The sequence below is a fragment of the Campylobacter concisus genome, assembly GCF_002913225.1.
GTDB classification, from domain to species: domain Bacteria; phylum Campylobacterota; class Campylobacteria; order Campylobacterales; family Campylobacteraceae; genus Campylobacter_A; species Campylobacter_A concisus_J.
In genome coordinates this window covers 50,769-68,880 of record NZ_PPAW01000013.1, presented here as the reverse complement: position 1 = coordinate 68,880, position 18,112 = coordinate 50,769, and the positions used below count along the sequence as shown (strand labels likewise).

The following is an 18,112-nucleotide window of genomic DNA, read 5'->3' as shown; positions in this document are numbered from 1 at the left end:
TAGTGATGAGTGAGTTTTTAGCAGAAGTTTTAACGCTTTCTATTTTGTTTATTATGATTGGTTTTTATGCCATTTATAGGGCTAAAAAGGCGCAAAGTGAGCATGAGAAAAATATGGCCGATCATGATAAAAACCTGCTAAATTTTGCTCAAATTTTAGGTGTGCAAAACTACATCGACCTAGTTAAATTTGATGAAATTTTAGCCCAGGCCTTAAAAGAAAAACTAATTTTTAAATTTAATAAATCTACCTCACAAGAGGAATTTATCTCTTTTATAAAAGATGAAAATTTCAAAACCAAACCCCAAATTTCGCAAAACAGTATCAACGAAGCTTTTTTAAACCTTTGCGCCAGCTCGCTTGTAGAGCCATTTAAGCTTGCGATACTGAAAAACGAAGATCAAATTTATGGATTTTTGTTTGAAAAAGAGCAGCTTTTTGCTCTTATTGATAGCGCTGCACTGCTTGGCGAAAATATTATAATTTGCGAGTAAATCAAGTAAAATTCATCTCTTTTTAGATAAAATCAAGCAAAATTTCAACTATAAGGTAAAAAATGGCAAAAGAAAAAGATAGTGACAAAAAGATAGCTATCCCAGAGAGCGAAGCGGACAAGAAAAAGGCGCTTGAGCTTGCGCTAAAGCAGATCGATAAAGCTTTTGGCAAAGGCACGCTTTTAAGACTTGGCGACAAAGAGGTTGAGGCTATCGAGTCGATACCGACTGGCTCGCTAGGGCTTGATCTGGCTCTTGGCATAGGCGGCGTTCCAAAAGGCAGGATCATCGAGATCTACGGACCCGAGAGCTCTGGTAAGACTACGCTCACACTTCACATCATCGCTGAAGCGCAAAAAGCTGGCGGAATTTGTGCATTTGTCGATGCAGAGCACGCACTAGATGTAAAATACGCTTCAAATTTAGGCGTAAATACCGACAACCTCTACGTCTCTCAACCAGACTTTGGCGAGCAGGCACTTGAGATCGTTGAGACACTTGCAAGAAGCGGTGCGATCGATCTTATCGTAGTTGATAGTGTGGCAGCTCTTACTCCAAAGAGCGAGATAGACGGCGATATGGGCGATCAACACGTTGGCTTGCAAGCAAGACTAATGAGCCAGGCACTTAGAAAGCTAACTGGAATTTTAAGCAAAATGAAGACAACTGTTATCTTCATCAACCAAATTCGTATGAAGATCGGTATGATGGGATATGGCACGCCAGAGACCACGACTGGCGGTAATGCGCTTAAATTTTACTCATCTGTAAGGATCGATGTCAGAAAGATAGCCACACTTAAACAAAATGACGAGCCTATCGGCAACCGCACAAAAGCAAAAGTCGTTAAAAACAAGGTCGCGCCTCCATTTAAAGTGGCTGAATTTGACATCATGTTTGGCGAGGGTGTGAGCAAAGAGGGCGAGATCATCGACTATGGCGTAAAGCTCGATATCATCGACAAATCAGGCGCGTGGTTTAGCTACAAGGCTGAAAAACTAGGTCAAGGCAGAGAAAACGCCAAAGCCTACCTAAAAGAGCACCCAGAAATTTCTGATGAGATAGTAGCGGCGATAAAAGGCTCAATGGGGATTGATCACCTAATAAGCAGCGGCGCAAAAGACGAAGACGACGACACAAACGAAGCAGGAGACGAATAATGGTATTTATTGAAGATGTAGAAGCTCACGAGGTTTTAGACAGCAGAGGCAACCCAACAGTTCGTGCGACAGTTAGACTAAGCGACGGAACCGAAGCAAGCGCGATCGTACCAAGCGGCGCAAGCACTGGCAAGCGCGAGGCGCTCGAGCTTCGCGACAAAGACGAGAGATATGCTGGCAAAGGCGTTTTAAAGGCTGTTTCAAACGTAAATGAAAAGATCGCTGAGGCGATAATCGGCCTTGATGCTTACAATCAAAAGGCAGTCGATGCTGAGATGCTTGAGCTTGATGGCACGCACAACTACTCAAATTTAGGCGCAAACGCAGTCCTTGGCGTATCTATGGCGGTAGCTCGCGCAGCTGCAAAGAGCCTAAATATCCCGCTCTACCGCTACCTTGGCGGTGCAAACGCTAGCATCTTGCCAGTGCCGATGTTTAACATAATAAATGGCGGCGCGCACGCAAACAACAGCGTTGATTTTCAAGAATTTATGATCATGCCATTTGGCTTTAGCACATTTAGCGAGGCACTAAGAGCTGCGACTGAAATTTATCACAAGCTAAAATCTATCCTAAACGCAGCTGGACACAGCACTGCTGTCGGTGACGAGGGCGGCTTTGCTCCAAATTTAAAAGACAACGAAGAGCCACTAAAGCTTATCTCTCAGGCTGTAAAAGAGGCTGGATATGAGCTAGGCAGCCAGATAAAACTTGCCCTTGACGTTGCTTCAAGCGAGCTTTATAAAGACGGCAAATACGAGCTTGAGGGCAAGAAATTTAGCAGCGACGAGCTCATTAGCTACTACGAAAAACTTTGCGAAAAATATCCGATATTCTCTATCGAAGATGGTCTTAGCGAGGACGACTGGAGCGGCTGGGCTGAGCTTACAAAAAGGCTTGGCAGCAAGGTGCAGTTAGTTGGCGACGATCTATTTGTCACAAATGAGAAAATTTTACGCGAAGGCATCGAGAAAAAGATCGCAAACGCGATCCTAATCAAGCCAAATCAAATAGGCTCAGTCACGCAAACTATGCAAACTGTCCGCCTTGCTCAAAGAAACGGCTACCGCTGCATCATGAGCCACAGAAGCGGCGAGAGCGAAGATGCGTTTATCGCTGACTTTGCGGTCGCACTAAACACTGGCGAGATAAAGACGGGTGCTACTTCAAGAAGCGAGCGCAACGCGAAATACAACCGCTTGCTCGAGATCGAGCTTGAGGCGGGTGAGTTTTTAGGGGATAATATTTGAGCGAAATTTTAGATGAATATGGCAAAGAAGATGGCATATTTCATAAAATCATAAAATTTGTTCGGCCGACATTACGCTACGTCATAGCCACCATTTGCGTGGCTATGTTTGCCTTTTACGTGGGCAACATGATGTTTGGCAAACGCTCACTTGACGTGATGCTAAGCCTTCAGAGCAAAAAAGAGAGGCTTAGCGAAGACGTGGAAATTTTAAAAAAGATGAATGCACGTCTGCAAAAAGACTATTTTGAACTACAAGGCCTTGAGCCAGACTCTAATAAAAAGTAGGAACGATGAAGAAAATTTGGTTAGTTTTATCTATCTTGACTGCGAGCTTATGCGCCAGAGAAAACCCATTTATGCCTATTAGCGAGCTAAACACAAGTGTTATGACGACAAACGTCGTAGAAAAATATGACAGCTTCAACTCGCTCTCGTTTAAATTCCCAAGCGATGCGATGCTACTACTTGATGTTACCATAAGATACAGAGCAAATGACGGCAGCATAAAAGAAAAAAGACTAACTGATATAAACAAAACTATCGACTGGAACGATGAATTTGCCATAAGCAAGATGAAAAATCCAGAACCAGTCGCAGCTAAAAAACTAGACGTTTCTGTCACGATGGCGGAGGTGCCAGCTCAAAAGGTTAGCACGCCAGTGATAATAGAAAAAAATGAGACTAAAATTTCAAACAAAGATAGAAATAAAACCTCAGACGTGCCAACTCCAAACGTCGTAGTGATCGACCTTGGCACAAAAAAAGTAAAAGAGCCAGCTAAGCCCGAGCAAAAGGTAGTAGAAGTAAAAATTGAGCCTGCTACAAAGCCTGTTCAGGAGATAAAAAGCAGCGAAAAAGAAGTTAAATTTTTAGGGTTTATCAGCTTTTTAGCGCATGAAAAAGAGCTAAATATCATCGCAAAAGCTAAAAATTTAAAACATTTTGCTTACGAGAAAAACAAGATCGTGCTTGACTTTGCAAAACCTCCAAGAAGCTTTAAAACTAGAAATTTAAAGCTTGAAAACGAAACTTTTAAAAACGTCATAATCGGCTGGCATGACAAGTATTTCAGAGTGGTTTTAGAGCTTGATAAGATGCATAAATATAAGCTTGAAGCCGCCGAAAATGGATATGTGCTTAAGCTTTTATAGTTTTTATATTTAAATTTAAGCCTGCTATTTTTAATTTCTCTTGGTTGTAACCAAAAAAGCTTAACACTAGTGAAAGAAGCTTTTAGGCATGCTAGCCTAAACACCTCACGAATTTACACGCACTTTAATAGTGACAAGCTAAAACTTGCAGCAAAAGTGGCTGAGGATCTAGCGAACTAGAGCGCTCAATAATAGAGCAAACTAGCAATATTAAATTTAACCAATACAAAATTTAAAACATCAAATTTAACTATGAAACTCTATAAATATGTGAGAATTTTTAGCTTGCAAGCAGCCCAAAGCTTGCCATGCATCTAAATTTACACCGCAAGACAAAAGCTCTCACGAAAATAAAATTTGGCAAGCAAATTTTACTCTGCTCGCCAAATTAGCCATTTACTTTTAAGAGTTTTTATTTTTGCAAAATGTATTAAATTTTGAGAATTTTTGTAGCACTTTGTGAGTAAAATTTGAAGTTAAATTTTGGGAGAAAAAGATAGAAATTTAGCTTCTATCTTTTTTAAATTTATGCTTTGTGATTTAGCATATAAAGGCGGATGACTTGCTCGGCGGTCATCTTTAAATTTCTAATGGCATTATCTTTTCGCATAGCTTCTTCAAGGCTCATTGGCTCATTTAGTATGCAAAAATACGCATCGATGCCGTGCTTATGGCAGTCTTTGGCGCACCTTTGCACGCTTCCAGCAAGCGCGATGACTGGCTTGCGGTGCCTTTTAGCTAGCTTTGCCACGCCTGTTGGGGTCTTGCCCATGGTGCTTTGAAAGTCCATACGGCCCTCACCAGTGATTACTAGATCAGCCTTTTTGATCTCATCTTCAAGTGCTATTGTCTGCGTGATGATCTCGATGCCAGGCCTAAGCTTTGCGCCCAAAAATGCCACAAAAGCAAAGCCAAGTCCGCCAGCTGCTCCAGCGCCCTTTTGCGTGTGAAATTTAGTGCCATTTTTCTCTTTTACAAGCCCCGCAAAGTGCTTTAGTCCATCATCAAGCTGCTTTACCATGCGGCCATTTGCGCCCTTTTGTGGTGCATAGACGTAGGCTGCTCCCTTTTGTCCGTAAAGTGGATTATCCACATCACAGGCGATTAAAAATTCACACTCTTTTAGCTCTTTTATAGCCTCTTCATCTGAAAAGTCGCAAATTTGAGCTAGATCTTCACCTTTACCCTCAAGCAAAGAGCCATTTTTATCATAAAATTTAAAGCCAAGAGCACTTAGCATGCCTGTGCCAGCATCATTTGTCGCACTTCCGCCAATGCCTATGATAAATTTCCTAGCACCCTTGCTAATGGCATCTTTTATCATCTGACCAAAGCCAAATGTGCTAGTTTTCATAGGATTTCTCTCATCAGGATTTATAAGAGTAAGCCCAGAAGCGCTTGACATCTCAAGTATGGCAAGGTCATCTTTTAGAGCGTATCTAGCTAAAATTTCAGTGCCAAGTGGGTTTTTGACGATGGTATCTATAAATTTAGCATCAAGTGCGTCAGCCATAGCCTCCACGCTGCCCTCACCGCCGTCAGCTACTGGCTTTACGACGACGTCGCAAAAATCTTCAAGCGACTCTTTTATAGCAAGGCCCGCCTCAAGCGAGCTTAGCGAGCCTTTTAATGAATCTATCGCAACCAAAATTCTCATAAAAGCACCAAAGATAGTATATAAACGCTGATCATGCCAACAACGCCCATAATAAATGTCATAGCTGTTTGTGTGCGATATCCTTGATCTGCGGTCATTTTACTAAAGTTTGTTACGACCCAGAAGTAGCTGTCGTTTGCGTGAGATACACACATCGCACCAGATGCTATCGCCATGACACAAAGTGCGGCTGAAATTTCGCTCGTAAAGCCAAGCGTGTGCATGAGCGAGTTGTCAGCGCTAAATGCACCCATGATAGAGGCTGTCGTGATGATAGCCACAGTCGAGCTTCCTTGAGCGGTTTTTAGCACGGCTGAGATGATGAATGGGAAGAAAATTCCTATCGCTTTTATAGTTGAGGCATTTTCTTTTATGAAATTTACAAAGCCAGCCTCAGTGATGACGTTGCCTAAAACGCCGCCAGCTGCAGTGATAAAGAGTATAGGACCAGCGATCTTTAATGATTCGTTTGTTATATGGTCAAATTCTCTCATCTTTTTAGTTTCAGCTAGTAAAAATACACAAAAGATCACGCCGATCGCAAGGGCGATGATAGGGTTACCTAAGAATAAAAATATCTTTGGCAAGAGCGCAGCTTTATCAAGCATGCCTTGTTTTGCTAAAACATCAACCACAGAGCCAACCGCCATGAAAATGATAGGCATGATGATAGGAGCAAGGCTCAAAAATCCGCTAGGTAATTTGCCAAATTTATTTAAAAGCTCCTCGTAGCTAGCTGTTATCGTAGCGTCAGCCTCTTTGTCGCTGATAGTTACGCTTTTAGCGATGCTTTTTGAAAAGAAATAGACAGCTACCAAAACAGGCACCGAAACTACTGTACCCATGATGATGACAAGAAGTAAATTTCCGCCAAGGCCAAGTGTGCCAGCAGCAGCTATCGGGCCAGGAGTTGGCGGGATGAAGACGTGAGAAGCGTATAGACCGCCACTAAGTGCTACTGACATAGCAACTGGGCTTGCTGAAATTTTCTTATAAAGTGCCTCGCGGATAGAGTTTAATACGACAAAACCGCTATCGCAAAATACCGGTATGCCAACAACCCAGCCCATTATAAGCATGGCAAGCTCAGGGCGTCTTTGTCCGACTAGCTTTACGACCATGTCAGCTAGCTTTAGCGCAGCTCCCGTTTTTTCAAGCACTGTACCGATGATCGTTCCAAAGATGATGACGATGCCGATGCTCTTAAATGTGCCGCTAAAACCAACGCCTATCATCGCTGGGATCTTGGATAGATCGATACCTGCGACTATTGCTAGCACCAAAGATATACTCATAAGTGCCAAAAATGGATGCACCTTGAACTTTGAGATCATAAGGATCATAAGGATGATTGCTATAACAAAACAGACAATCAAAGCTATACCGCTCATGAAAACTCCTTTATTGTGAGATTTTGCTAGTGATTTTAGCAAAATTTGCTTATATTTTTTCTAATATTTTTAAGTTTTTCTATTAGTTAAATTTTTTTCATTATTTATGTAAATTTTAGGTTATCTGCCCAAATTTAGCCACTTTATAAGATTAAATTTTTAAGGCTATTTTAAAATAACAAAGCCAAGACCAACCTTGTCAGTGTGCCTATCATAATCAATCAAGCTCTCGCCATATCCTGTAAAATACTGCAAATAGCCATAAACGCCGCTTGAAAATATCGGAAACATATATGAAATTTCAGCTGCACCTTTATTTGTTTTATCAAAATGTAAGTTATTTCTTAGCATTAGGCTAAAAATTTGATCATTTAGCTTGTAGCTAAGCCTTACGTCGCCGTGTCCGATATACTTTAAAATGTCCTTATTATCGCCCTTGTCGCCAACGACTATCCAAGCTCTTGGCGAGACGCTAAAGTTGCCATAGACAAAGTCGCTTTGCACGTAGGCTCTGTTCCAGCTCCTTGATTTGCTGCCATCTCGTCCGTTTGACTCATGTAAAAGGCCAAATTTTAGATTTTGGATGCCGATTTTCTCTAGATATTTTGGTGAGGCAAAATTTAAGAAAATTTCTGGCTGATAGTTTGTCTCGCGAAACGGCGATGACTTTTTAGTGATCTGCCACCAAGAAGTCTGCGTGTAGGCTGCTACTAGGCTCTCTCTAAGACCAAAAACGTCGTAAAATAGCGGCTTTGCAAGGCTTATTTGAAACTTCGTCTCAACGCTCTTTCGCCCATCATCTGGGATAGTTTTAGCGTAAGTTACTGGCAAAAGGTAGTTAAATTTATAAAGTTCTATGCCAAGTGCATTTTGCAGATGATACTCAGCCTTGTTTTCTTGTGTGATCTTAGCCTGCTTTACCTTTGCTTCTGGCGTCGCTGGCTCGGAATTTAGACTAGCCTTGGAGGCTAAGCCTTGCGTGTTTATAGAGTTTTCGGCAATGCTTTTATAAATTTGCATAGCACCTTTTATATCGCCACTTTGCTCAAGCTCTTGCGCCCTTTTAAAATCATCCGTCCTGCTAGCCATCAAAAATGTAAAACTAAGGCTTAAAAGTAGTATAAATTTACTCATTTTTCATCTTTTCGTTTGCTATTTTGTATTCTTCCGGGAAATTTACGTTAAAAAACTGCTCTTTATCATCAAAATTTACTATCTTGCACTTGCAGCTTTTTCGTAAAAGTCCGATTTTGTGCTCATTTTTTTGGTAAAGCTCATGCGCAAACGTGGCTAAGCTTGGGCTAAAAAAGCCACAAAGCGAGTGGATATGCTCATCATCGCCAGCTACGACCATGTCAAATTCATCTTTAAATTTAGCCAGCTCTTCTAAGCTTTTTAGATCAAAAAATGGCATATCAGCTGGGATGATAAAGACGCTATGATCAAAGCTTTTAAGCACAGAGTAAAGCGCTAGCATCGGCGAAAAATCCTCACTGCTCTCATCTTTTATGAGCTTTAGCGGTGGGTTAAATTTCTCAAATTTAGAGCTTACAAAAACCTCATCAAAGACTTTGCTAAATTTAGAGGCTTGATAGTGTGTGAGCGTTTCAAAGCCACCAAATGGCAGCAAGGTCTTATCTTGACCCATGCGCGAGCTCTTGCCCCCTGCTAAAATGACGCAAGTTTGCATTTTTATCCTTTTAAATTTTAAAAATTACAAAAGTATAACCAAATTTTCTAACTCATCTTGTTTTAAATTTATTATCACTTGATAAAAGCTTCGCCCTTAAATTTGCAAAAAAAGCGCTTTTGCCAAAACAGTGGGCTTCTCTCTGGCAGGTAAAATTAATTTTTTTACCTCACTAATCGTAAAGCTAAAAATAATATAATGGCTTACTTTTAAAGGAGATCACATGAGTGAAAGAAATTTACAAATTTTAGGTTGGATAGGCACGTGCCTATCGGTTGTTATGTATATTTCATACATCCCACAAATAATGGGTAACCTCGATGGCCATAAAACGCCTTTTATTCAGCCACTAGCTGCTGCGATAAACTGCACGATATGGACAAGTTACGGCTTGCTAAAAGCTAAAAAAGACTATCCACTTTCTGCTGCAAACTTACCAGGTATAATCTTTGGACTTTTGGCAACTATAACAGCGTTTTAATGCGCTAGCTTCAAACCTTTTATGCTAAAAAATAACCGATAAATTTACAAAAATATCAGGATTTATCGGCTAAATTTAATTTATACAAAATGCTTTTGAATTTCTTTGATTTTTACAGATAAAACCAGGTATTACAACGAAAATTTCACAAGAAAAACATTTCACCAAATTTGTCAAAAATATAAGGCAAAGTATCGTGAGATGGGTTTAAAATTTTTCGAAAACAAATTTCATCCCAAGGTTAAAGATTAAATTTTGCCAATTAGCTAGCTCTTTTTTAAAAATTTAGCGGCAAGATTTTAAGATAGGTTTGAATGAGTTAGAAATTTTCACACAAGATAAAACATATGGTTTATCGAAGTGTGAAAATTTCTAACTCATTCAAAGATACTTAAAAGCTAACGCCTATAAGTCTCTTGGATCGGCGATTTTACCTGCTATCGCTGAGGCCGCCACAACAGCCGAGTTAGCCAGATAAATTTCACTCGTTCTATCGCCCATACGGCCTACGAAATTTCTATTTGTCGTTGAGATACAGCGCTCATTTGCGCCTAAAATGCCCATATATCCGCCAAGACAAGCACCACATGTTGGGTTGCTCACAACTGCTCCAGCTTCGATGAAAATATCGATAAGCCCCTCTTTTTCAGCAGCTCTTGCGATCTTTTGCGTCGCTGGGGTGATGATGAGCCTTGTTTTTCGGGCTACTTTTTTGCCTTTTAGAATTTGCGCTGCTATGCGAAGGTCGCTTAGACGGCCATTTGTGCATGAGCCGATAAATGCCTGATCGATAGCTAGATCGTCGCGAACAGCCTGCCTTACGCTCTTGCCGTTGCTTGGCAAAAATGGATATGCGATGACTGGATCAAGGTTTGTGACATCTATCTCTAAAATTTTGTCGTATTTTGCGCCCTCGTCTGAGTAGAAAAATTTTGGTTTATCGCGTAAATTTTTATCTTTTAAAAACTCTTTTGTGATCTCATCAACCGCGATGATACCGCTCTTTGCGCCAGCTTCGATCGCCATGTTACACATTGAAAATCTATCATCCATACTAAGGCCCTCTATCACCTCACCGCTAAACTCAAGCGCTTTGTAAAGTGCGCCATCAACGCCTATTTGGCGGATGATCTCAAGGATGAGGTCCTTGCCATAAACGTGCTTATCAAGCTTGCCTTTAAAGACGACTTTGATACTCTCAGGCACTTTAAACCAGTTTTTGCCAGTGATCATCGCATAAGCTAGGTCAGTGCTGCCCATGCCGGTGCTAAATGCTCCAAGAGCGCCGTGCGTACAGGTATGGCTGTCTGCGCCGATGATGACGTCGCCTGGGATGACTAGCCCTTTTTCAGGCAAAAGCGCGTGCTCGATACCCATATCTTTTTCGTCAAAATAGTTTTTAAGATCGTGTTTGTAGGCAAATTCACGTGAAATTTTGGCTTGATTTGCGCTTAGGATGTCCTTTGTCGGGATGTAGTGGTCCATCACGATGGCAAAGCCATCTGGGTTGGCTAGCTTTTTAGCGCCACTTCGCTCAAACTGCTTGATCGAAATAGGTGTCGTGATGTCGTTGCCTATGATCATATCGATCTTGCTCTCGATGATCTCTCCTGCGCTTACCTCTTTGCCAACGTGATCTGAAAATATTTTTTCTGTAATGGTTTGTTTCATAAATTTCCTTTAAATTTTGAGGCGATTTTAACAAAAATAGCTAAATTTAAAGAAAATTCACCAAGCCAAAAGGCTTAGTGAAGTTAAAATTTAACCGATGCCGTGAGCATAAACTGCCTGCCATATCCTGGCACGATGGCTAGGATATTTTTGCCCTCTGAGTTGTAAGAAGTGTAGTAAATTTTATCAGTCAAATTTTTCACATTAAGCTGAAAATTTGTCTCATAGCCTGAAATTTTAGTTGTGTAGCTTGCAAATGCGTCATAAGTCACAGCATGAGGCATCTTGTATGCGTCACCAGAATTTGAGTAGGCAAACCATGAACCAAAGTATCTAGCCCCACCGCCTAGCCTAAAGCCCTTTAGCCCAAGGTGGGTAAAGTCGTAGTTTGCGAGCAAGCTTGCCTGGTGCTTTGGTGTGGCGTCAAATGGCTTGCCAACCTTCCAAGTGTTCTCCTCGTCTTTTAGAGTCTTTGTCTTTGTGTAGGCATAGCTCGTCCCTAAAGTAAGCCCCTTTGCTATTTTGCCGTTTGCGTCTAGCTCAAAGCCACGTGAGCGCACCTCGCCACTTGCATAAGTGATGTTGTTTAGGCTGTAGGCTACGTTTTTCTTTTTGATATCGAAAATGGCTGCAGTAGCTGTAATGCTATCGTTTTGAAATTTGCTTCCAAGCTCGATAGAGTTGCCCTCTTCAGGATCTAGCGAGCCAAGATCGTCATTCATAGATATTTGCGGCTTAAAGCTTTGAGCGTAGTTCGCATAGACCGACCACTCTTTATTTAGTAGATAAAGAAGGCCAGTTTGATATATCAGCTTGCCACCGTGGCTGTCGGTAGCTGTTTTAAATGGCTCGCCCTTGCCACCAAGCTGATCGTAGTACTCATATCTTAAGCCGAGTGCGTAGATTAGATTTTCGGTTAAATTTATATTATCTTGCACGTATGTGCCGATGCTGCGTATCCTTTGATATTGTTTGTCGTTTTGATTTGGTGTTTTTACTAAAGAGGCGGTGCCAAATACAAGGTTGTATAAATTTACGTTATTTGCTCCGCCTTGACTTCTGTAAGAATTTGCCCTGCGGCGAAGCTCCTCTTTTAGATCCACGCCTGTTATTAGGTTATGCGAGATGGGGCCGGTCTCAACTATGCCGTTTAAATTTATCCCGCCAGCGTGAGTTCTGTGCTCAAAATCGTAATAGTAAGAATTTTCTCTAGTGACTAAGCCAGTTGCTGGAGTAAAATTTCTAACCCGCATTTGTCCGTACTCGTGCATTGATCTTGTAAAGGCGTAGTTTGCTTTTAAAAGCCAATTTTCGCTCAAATTTTTCTCGAAACCGACATCAAATGTGTGAATTTCGCCCTTTATCTCGTTAAATTTCTCATCGAGCCTCTTTTTGGGATCGCTTAGTAGAAATTTGCCGTCCCAGTTTTTATATGCGGCAGTTTTATTTGTCACCATGTAGCTACCGCGGTCAAGCGGATCGGTGTAGCGTCCGTATGAGTAGGCAGCGTCGATGCGGTAGTCCTCGCCTTTATAGCTGAGGCTTGGGGCTACTAGCAAGGACTTAAATTTACCATACTCTCGCCAGTAGTGTTTGCCGCTTTGATCGAAAATAAATCTATATGCAAAGCCACTTTCTCCGATAGGTCCGGTGCTATCAAAGCCATAGTTGTAGTAGTGGTTGTTGCCAGCACCAGCGTAAATTTCATGGCTAAAGTCGTAAAGCGGTTTTTTGGTAACTAAATTTATGATCCCACCAGGGTCTTGCACGCCGTAAAGCAAGCTAGCTGGCCCTTTTAGCACCTCTACTGTTTGCACGGTTGCATTAAAACTATGTCTAACGCCAGCTGAAGTGCCATTTCGCATGATCGACCCATCTCTGTTTTTGCCAAATCCACGTTTCAAAACTGCGTCAAATATCCCTCCAGTCGAGTTTGCGTAGCTAACGCCGCTCACGTTTTGAAGGCTCTCAGCAAGACTCTCTGGCTTTTTGTCTTTTAGCTGCTGCTGAGTTACGACGTTTACGGTCTGTGGTATCTCGAGGATAGGTGTATTTGTCTTGCCAACTTCGCTAGTTGTCGCCCTATAGCCATCATCAGCGCTATCTTCTACGCTCACGCCTTCTAAATTTACATCAGCGCCATTTAAAGCTGAAATCGCAAAACAAAGTGCGATACTAATGCGAAATTTACTCAATTATTCTCCTTTAAAAAATTAATTATTTTAAAAATCGTTATCATTATATAAAATTGAAATTTAATTTTTAATGAATTAATTTACATTATATTTATGAAAATTTCACAATCGCATAAAAATACTACTTTTATTATCTATATATTTTAAAATTATAATTTAAGCAACTAAAATCAATTCAACGTCAAATTTAGCCTTAAATTTTATTCTAAATCCCTAAAATACTTTGTTTATTACTTTGGATAATTAAATTAATAAAATTTAGCAAAATTTATCATAACAAGCGTTATTTAGCTACTTTTTGCCATTTTTTCTTAAAAATAAAAATTAAGAGATATTATTTAACTTTTATTATAAAATACGCCGAAAATTTTAAAAGGATTTAAGATGAAAAGACTTTTTTCTAGCTTGTCTAACAAGATAGCCTTTTTGCTGACAGCTTGGATGCTAATAGGCATAGGCATATTTTTTAGCATAAACTACTCAAATTCCAAATCAGAAAAAATTCAGTCCTACAACAATGTCCGTAAAACTGGGCTAAAATCGACGATGTACTTTGTCGATGAGTTTTTAAAATCAAGACTTCACATGGTGCAAACCTTTGCAAAAGAGCTAGAGGATAAAAAGCTCTATGCTAACAGGAACGATATAGCTGAGGCACTAAAGGGTGCGTTTGTCATTTCGCCATTTGACGCGCTATTTGTGGGCTATGCAGATAATGGCAACGTCATCAAGACTGATCTTTTGAAAAACAACCAGCCATTTTTGATACCAAATTTTGACGGCCGCACAAGGGCTTGGTTTCAGGGTGCTAGCAGCAGCGGCAAGCCTGGATTTTCAGAGCCATACGTAGATGTCACGACAAAGAATTTAACCATCACAGCCTACGCTCCTATCTTTGATAGCAACCACAAGCTTGTGGCGGTAATCGGCGCAAATATCTTCTTAAACGGCCTTAGAGAAGAGCTTTTAGAGATAAAAACAACTAAGACTTCAAACATCATGATCGCCGATGATGCTGGCAAAGTGATAGTTCATCCTGATATAAATTTAGTCTCAAACGAAGATGAAACCTACAAAAACCTCATCAAAGAAAATATGAAAAACAGCATAGATGGCGACAAGGTCTCACTATTTTTCTATAAAGGCATGAGAAACGTCATCTACTGCCAAAATCAAAAGCTAACAGGCTGGAACGTCTGTATAGTGGCTGATGCTGATGAGTTTGTAGCTGAGATAAAAAGCGCTTCAAACAAACAAATTTTGATGTTTAGTGTGTTTTTGATCTCAGTCATCATCGCTATTATAGTGGTCGTTAGATACTTCTTAAGACCAGTTTTAACGATACAAAATGGGCTAATCGAGGTCTTTAAATTTATAAATAACAAAACTTCAAACGTCGAGCCTATCAAGCTAAAAAGCAGCGACGAGCTAGGCGTTATGGCTAGTATCATCAATGAAAACATAGAAAGCACAAAAGAAAATTTAAATAACGAGCGCGAGTTTTTAGCCAAAACGCAAGAATTTGTAAGCAAGATAAAAGGCGGCGACTTTAGGGCGACGCTTGAAGCGACGACAAATAGCCAAGCTCTGCTAAAGCTAAAAGAGGCATTTGGCGATCTGCGTGACTCACTAAAGACAAATATCGCTTCAAACGAGCACGACATCTTAAAAGCGCTAGAAATCTACTTTAAAAACGACTTTACCGCTAGGATAAACGACGAGGGCGTCATCGCAAAAGGAATCGACGCGCTTGGCGATAAGATCGCGCAGATGCTAAAAAATAATGAAGATGTCGCAAAACTGCTAGAAGACCGCGCTAAAGTGCTAAAAGGCTACATGCAGGAGCTTACCACTAAAGCAAACAAGAGTGCTACATCGCTCTCTGAGGGTGCGGCTGCGGTTGAGCAGATGAGCGCGTCTATGAGGCAGGTAAATGCAAGATCTGATGATGTCAAAAGGCAGTCTGAGGAGATAAAAAATATCATCACCATCATCCACGACATCGCCGATCAGACAAATTTACTAGCCCTTAACGCTGCAATAGAAGCGGCACGTGCGGGCGAGCATGGCAGGGGCTTTGCGGTGGTGGCTGATGAGGTTAGAAATTTAGCCGAGCGCACACAAAAAAGCCTTGGTGAGATCGAGGCAAATGCAAATATCCTAACGCAAAACATAGACGACATGAGTGCGGCCATAAATGAGCAAACCATAGCGATCGCTCAGATAAACACGCTAGTTGCTGACATCGACAACTTAACAAAAGAAAATCTCGAAGTGGCAAACCAAACAAACAAGGCCACAAACGAGGTCGATGAGATAGCTGATCAGATCGTTAAAGAGGTCGCTAAAAACAAATTTTAACTTTTGTCCTAGCAAACCAGCTAGGACTCTTTGTTAAAACATTTTTGCAACATTTCTGATATAATCCCCGCATGAAGTACGCACATTTAGTTCAAATAGCAAGTTATCTATCAAAATTTAAAAAGATAAGCCAAGCAAAGCGCGTAAGCGACATGGCTATACTTATCGAATTTAGCGGTGAAAAGATCATTTTTGATCTAAATAAGTCAAACTCAGCGATCTATAAAGATGACGAGCTAAAAGAGGCGAAAATTTATCAAGCACCCTTTGATAACGTCCTAAAAAAGCGCTTTAATGCCTCGCATATAAAAAGCGTCGAGTGCCTAAAAGACAATAGAATTTTAAAATTTACTTGCACGCAAAGTGGCTCATATAAAAGCGAAAATTTCATCCTCTATCTTGAATTTACTGGCCGCTTTACAAACGCTGTGATAACTGATGAAAACAACATCATCATCGAGGCGCTAAGACATATCGATAATAGCTACCGCAAGATAGAAACTGGCGAGGTTTTAAAAGAACTTCCAGCCATCGCCATAAAAGAAAAGCCGTGCGAGCCTATAACGGAATTTGATGAGTTTTTTAAAAGTGAAGCCACTAGGATAAATGAAGCAAGGATAGCTAGCCTAAAAGAGGCAAAGCTTGCTAGCGTGCAAAAAAAGATAGATAGCATGAGGGAAATTTTAAACTCGCTTGAAGATAAAGATGAGCTTATGAAAAAGAGCGAGGAGTTTTCAAACTACGGCACGCTTTTGCTTGCAAATTTGGCAAATTTTAAGGGCTATGAGAGAGAAATTTGTCTTAATGATTTTGACAGCAATGAGATAAAACTAACTCTTAGTGATACGCCAAAAAATAGCGCAAATGAATTTTATGCAAGATCAAAAAAACTTCGCGCAAAAGCCCTTGGTGTGGAGATAGAAAAGAGAAATTTAAGCGAAAAGATCGAGTTTTTAGAAGGGCTAAAGTCACTTTTAAAAGAGGCAAATAGCGCTTACGAGCTTGAAATTTTAAGTCCAAAAAACAAGGCAAAACAAAGAGAGCGCCAGATAAAAGATGTGAGTGAAAATGCTGAAATTTTTTACGTTAGAGAGTTTAAAATTCTAATTGGCAGAAACGAAAAAGGTAATATAAATTTACTTGATCTCGCCAAAAAAGACGACATCTGGCTTCATCTAAAAGACGCCCCAAGCGCTCACGTCATCATAAAAACAAACAAGAGCAAAGTGCCAGAAGATGTGCTAGAAATGGCTGCTAAATTTTGCGTGGAATTTAGCGTAAAAGGGGCTGGCAGATACGAGGTGGATTACACCAAACGCGAAAATTTAAGGCGTGAAAATGGCGCGAACGTCACTTACACAAACTACAAAACGATCATCATAAATAAAGGCTAAAAATGGCGGTAACACCTTTAGGAAACAGCAACTTCATCAACCAAAACGCCCCAGTCGTCTCGCAGGTGCATGCAAACCAACAGGCACGCTTTGACATGCAAGCGCTAATGGCATCTGAGCTAGCTACCCAGCAAAATGAGGAGATCAAAGAGGTGCGTCCGATGGAGGAGTCATACAAAATAGACCCTGAAAAAGAGCACGAGCGTCAAAAGAGCGAAGAAGAGGCGAGCGAGTTTGAGAACGAAGAGCAAAACGCAAAAGCCAAAGATGAAGAGGTCTTAGAAGACGAGCTTGATAGCGAAGAAGAGAGCGAAGAACCGCACGTTTTGGATATAAAAATTTAAACTTTAAATTTAAAGATAATTGTTTAAATTTGCAACCTTTGTTTTTGAAATTTTACTAGCTAACTGCGCCTTAAAATCAAAAAAAGATCATTTAAAAAGTAGAAATTTAAAAGAAGTAAAAGTGGCGAGAGGATGAGAGAATCGAACTCCCCACCAGACGGTCAACCGCCCAGTCATCGGGTTTGAAGCCCGTGAGCATCACCAGATTACTTTATCCTCCGTGCGCGTTATTTTAGCAGATTTAGATAAATTTTAGCCCATTTTCTATAAACTTTTTGAAATTACAAAAGGATTTATGATTTCTAAATTTAGCGTTTTTGCATTTTTTCTCTTATTTTTTTGCTCTTGCTCCTCAGTCCTCACTCCAGCAACAGCGCCACTAAACGTATATGACGCATACTCTATTTCTCGCGATAAACGCGGTATCTACTCGATCTCACGTGATAAATTTATCCAAAGCAAGCTACAAAGCAAAATTTTGTTTTCAAAAGGGCTTAGCAACATCGACATCGAGATAGAGGTCTTTTACGGCGATGCCTATCTCATTGGGCTTGTTGATAGCAAAGAGCTTGAAGGTAAGCTAGTTGAGCTTGCCAAAAGCACGGACGGAGTGCGCAAAATTTACACCTATCTTAGGGTAAAAAAGAGCGAGTATCCGTGCGATAGCCTGAGCATTCTTGCAAATTTAAAACAAAATCTCTTCAAAGATAGCGTCGTTGAGGGCACAAATGTGCGTGTTAGCATCGTTGGCTGTGACGTTGTTTTTAGTGGCGTGGTAGATAGCATCGAGCAAGAAAAGCACGCCATTTGGTACGCTAAGCACATTGATGGCGTGGCTGATGTCTATTCGTTTATCAAAGTTATCAAATAA

Annotated in this window: 16 protein-coding genes, 1 tRNA gene and 2 pseudogenes; 12 read left to right on the top strand and 7 right to left on the bottom strand. The window is 40.6% G+C overall.

The window, feature by feature from the left end; all coding sequences use genetic code 11:
- The first annotated feature begins 5 nt into the window (after positions 1-5).
- The 6 genes and pseudogenes from CYP26_RS02190 to CYP26_RS02165 form a co-directional block, all read left to right on the top strand.
- The gene (locus tag CYP26_RS02190; protein WP_103630206.1) at positions 6-494 is read left to right on the top strand and encodes an addiction module antitoxin; all 489 of its coding nucleotides are present in this window, start codon (positions 6-8) and stop codon (positions 492-494) included.
- 62 nt (positions 495-556) lie between these two features.
- Positions 557-1,654: a recombinase RecA gene (recA, locus tag CYP26_RS02185; RefSeq protein WP_002940852.1), complete on the top strand. Its 1,098-nt coding sequence runs from the start codon at positions 557-559 to the stop codon at positions 1,652-1,654.
- Positions 1,654-2,904 (top strand): phosphopyruvate hydratase, encoded by a 1,251-nt coding sequence (eno, locus tag CYP26_RS02180; RefSeq protein WP_103630205.1) that lies wholly within the window; start codon positions 1,654-1,656, stop codon positions 2,902-2,904. Before recA ends, eno begins: the two co-directional genes overlap by 1 nt.
- A 104-nt stretch (positions 2,905-3,008) precedes the next feature.
- Entirely contained in the window at positions 3,009-3,191 is a 183-nt protein-coding gene (locus CYP26_RS10595; protein WP_178140078.1) for a hypothetical protein, read from the top strand.
- Positions 3,192-3,196: 5 nt separating this feature from the next.
- The gene (locus CYP26_RS02170; protein ID WP_103630204.1) at positions 3,197-4,057 is read left to right on the top strand and encodes an AMIN domain-containing protein; all 861 of its coding nucleotides are present in this window, start codon (positions 3,197-3,199) and stop codon (positions 4,055-4,057) included.
- A 51-nt stretch (positions 4,058-4,108) separates the two neighbouring features.
- Positions 4,109-4,237, top strand: a pseudogene (locus tag CYP26_RS02165) (integrase); the annotation flags it as partial.
- A gap of 346 nt (positions 4,238-4,583) precedes the next feature.
- Here CYP26_RS02165 and CYP26_RS02160 read toward each other — a convergent pair.
- From CYP26_RS02160 to CYP26_RS02145, 4 genes are all read right to left on the bottom strand, one after another.
- Positions 4,584-5,714, bottom strand: a complete 1,131-nt coding sequence (locus tag CYP26_RS02160; RefSeq protein ID WP_103630203.1) for a glycerate kinase family protein — start codon at positions 5,712-5,714, stop codon at positions 4,584-4,586.
- A complete protein-coding gene (locus CYP26_RS02155) occupies positions 5,711-7,105 on the bottom strand; it encodes a GntP family permease (RefSeq protein ID WP_103630202.1) in 1,395 nt (464 codons plus the stop codon). The genes CYP26_RS02160 and CYP26_RS02155 overlap by 4 nt, the downstream gene beginning before the upstream one ends.
- A 165-nt stretch (positions 7,106-7,270) precedes the next feature.
- Positions 7,271-8,239 (bottom strand): phospholipase A, encoded by a 969-nt coding sequence (locus CYP26_RS02150; RefSeq protein ID WP_103630201.1) that lies wholly within the window; start codon positions 8,237-8,239, stop codon positions 7,271-7,273.
- Complete coding sequence (locus CYP26_RS02145) at positions 8,232-8,795, bottom strand: molybdenum cofactor guanylyltransferase (protein ID WP_103630200.1); 564 nt, start codon at positions 8,793-8,795, stop codon at positions 8,232-8,234. The genes CYP26_RS02150 and CYP26_RS02145 overlap by 8 nt, the downstream gene beginning before the upstream one ends.
- Positions 8,796-9,018: 223 nt before the next feature.
- Here CYP26_RS02145 and CYP26_RS02140 point away from each other — a divergent pair, with 223 nt between their 5' ends.
- On the top strand, positions 9,019-9,276 hold the full coding sequence (locus tag CYP26_RS02140; RefSeq protein WP_103630199.1) for a SemiSWEET family transporter: 258 nt from the start codon (positions 9,019-9,021) through the stop codon (positions 9,274-9,276).
- A 405-nt stretch (positions 9,277-9,681) separates the two neighbouring features.
- On the opposite strand, the gene leuC is transcribed toward CYP26_RS02140, so the two are convergent.
- A complete protein-coding gene (leuC, locus tag CYP26_RS02135; protein WP_103604161.1) occupies positions 9,682-10,947 on the bottom strand; it encodes a 3-isopropylmalate dehydratase large subunit in 1,266 nt (421 codons plus the stop codon).
- Positions 10,948-11,030: 83 nt separating this feature from the next.
- Positions 11,031-13,142 carry a TonB-dependent siderophore receptor gene (locus tag CYP26_RS02130; protein ID WP_103630198.1) on the bottom strand — a complete coding sequence of 704 codons (2,112 nt, stop codon included), beginning with the start codon at positions 13,140-13,142 and terminating at the stop codon, positions 11,031-11,033.
- A 384-nt stretch (positions 13,143-13,526) separates the two neighbouring features.
- On the opposite strand from CYP26_RS02130, the pseudogene CYP26_RS10655 reads away from it, so the two are divergent.
- The 4 genes and pseudogenes from CYP26_RS10655 to CYP26_RS02115 form a co-directional block, all read left to right on the top strand.
- A pseudogene (locus CYP26_RS10655) lies at positions 13,527-14,222 on the top strand (cache domain-containing protein); the annotation flags it as partial.
- Positions 14,223-14,237: 15 nt separating this feature from the next.
- Positions 14,238-15,503, top strand: a complete 1,266-nt coding sequence (locus CYP26_RS10650) for a methyl-accepting chemotaxis protein (RefSeq protein ID WP_430747072.1) — start codon at positions 14,238-14,240, stop codon at positions 15,501-15,503.
- 71 nt (positions 15,504-15,574) lie between these two features.
- Positions 15,575-16,897, top strand: a complete 1,323-nt coding sequence (locus tag CYP26_RS02120; protein WP_103630196.1) for an NFACT RNA binding domain-containing protein — start codon at positions 15,575-15,577, stop codon at positions 16,895-16,897.
- 2 nt (positions 16,898-16,899) lie between these two features.
- Positions 16,900-17,241, top strand: coding sequence for a hypothetical protein (locus CYP26_RS02115; protein ID WP_087581410.1), 342 nt, complete (start codon positions 16,900-16,902; stop codon positions 17,239-17,241).
- Positions 17,242-17,363: 122 nt separating this feature from the next.
- Here CYP26_RS02115 and CYP26_RS10225 read toward each other — a convergent pair.
- A tRNA-Sec gene (locus tag CYP26_RS10225) sits at positions 17,364-17,461 on the bottom strand.
- Positions 17,462-17,536: 75 nt separating this feature from the next.
- Between CYP26_RS10225 and CYP26_RS02110 the strand changes: the two genes are divergently transcribed.
- The gene (locus CYP26_RS02110) at positions 17,537-18,112 is read left to right on the top strand and encodes a BON domain-containing protein (RefSeq protein WP_103620482.1); all 576 of its coding nucleotides are present in this window, start codon (positions 17,537-17,539) and stop codon (positions 18,110-18,112) included.

Coding starts and splice junctions, on each gene's coding strand:
- eno (WP_103630205.1), top strand. CDS start 1,654: ATGGTATTTATTGAAGATGTAGAAGCTCACGAGGTTTTAGACAGCAGA.
- recA (WP_002940852.1), top strand. CDS start 557: ATGGCAAAAGAAAAAGATAGTGACAAAAAGATAGCTATCCCAGAGAGC.
- CYP26_RS02140 (WP_103630199.1), top strand. CDS start 9,019: ATGAGTGAAAGAAATTTACAAATTTTAGGTTGGATAGGCACGTGCCTA.
- CYP26_RS10595 (WP_178140078.1), top strand. CDS start 3,009: ATGTTTGCCTTTTACGTGGGCAACATGATGTTTGGCAAACGCTCACTT.
- CYP26_RS02150 (WP_103630201.1), bottom strand. CDS start 8,239: ATGAGTAAATTTATACTACTTTTAAGCCTTAGTTTTACATTTTTGATG.
- leuC (WP_103604161.1), bottom strand. CDS start 10,947: ATGAAACAAACCATTACAGAAAAAATATTTTCAGATCACGTTGGCAAA.
- CYP26_RS02120 (WP_103630196.1), top strand. CDS start 15,575: ATGAAGTACGCACATTTAGTTCAAATAGCAAGTTATCTATCAAAATTT.
- CYP26_RS02190 (WP_103630206.1), top strand. CDS start 6: ATGAGTGAGTTTTTAGCAGAAGTTTTAACGCTTTCTATTTTGTTTATT.
- CYP26_RS02170 (WP_103630204.1), top strand. CDS start 3,197: ATGAAGAAAATTTGGTTAGTTTTATCTATCTTGACTGCGAGCTTATGC.
- CYP26_RS02115 (WP_087581410.1), top strand. CDS start 16,900: ATGGCGGTAACACCTTTAGGAAACAGCAACTTCATCAACCAAAACGCC.
- CYP26_RS02155 (WP_103630202.1), bottom strand. CDS start 7,105: ATGAGCGGTATAGCTTTGATTGTCTGTTTTGTTATAGCAATCATCCTT.
- CYP26_RS02160 (WP_103630203.1), bottom strand. CDS start 5,714: ATGAGAATTTTGGTTGCGATAGATTCATTAAAAGGCTCGCTAAGCTCG.
- CYP26_RS02145 (WP_103630200.1), bottom strand. CDS start 8,795: ATGCAAACTTGCGTCATTTTAGCAGGGGGCAAGAGCTCGCGCATGGGT.
- CYP26_RS10650 (WP_430747072.1), top strand. CDS start 14,238: ATGAAAAACAGCATAGATGGCGACAAGGTCTCACTATTTTTCTATAAA.
- CYP26_RS02110 (WP_103620482.1), top strand. CDS start 17,537: ATGATTTCTAAATTTAGCGTTTTTGCATTTTTTCTCTTATTTTTTTGC.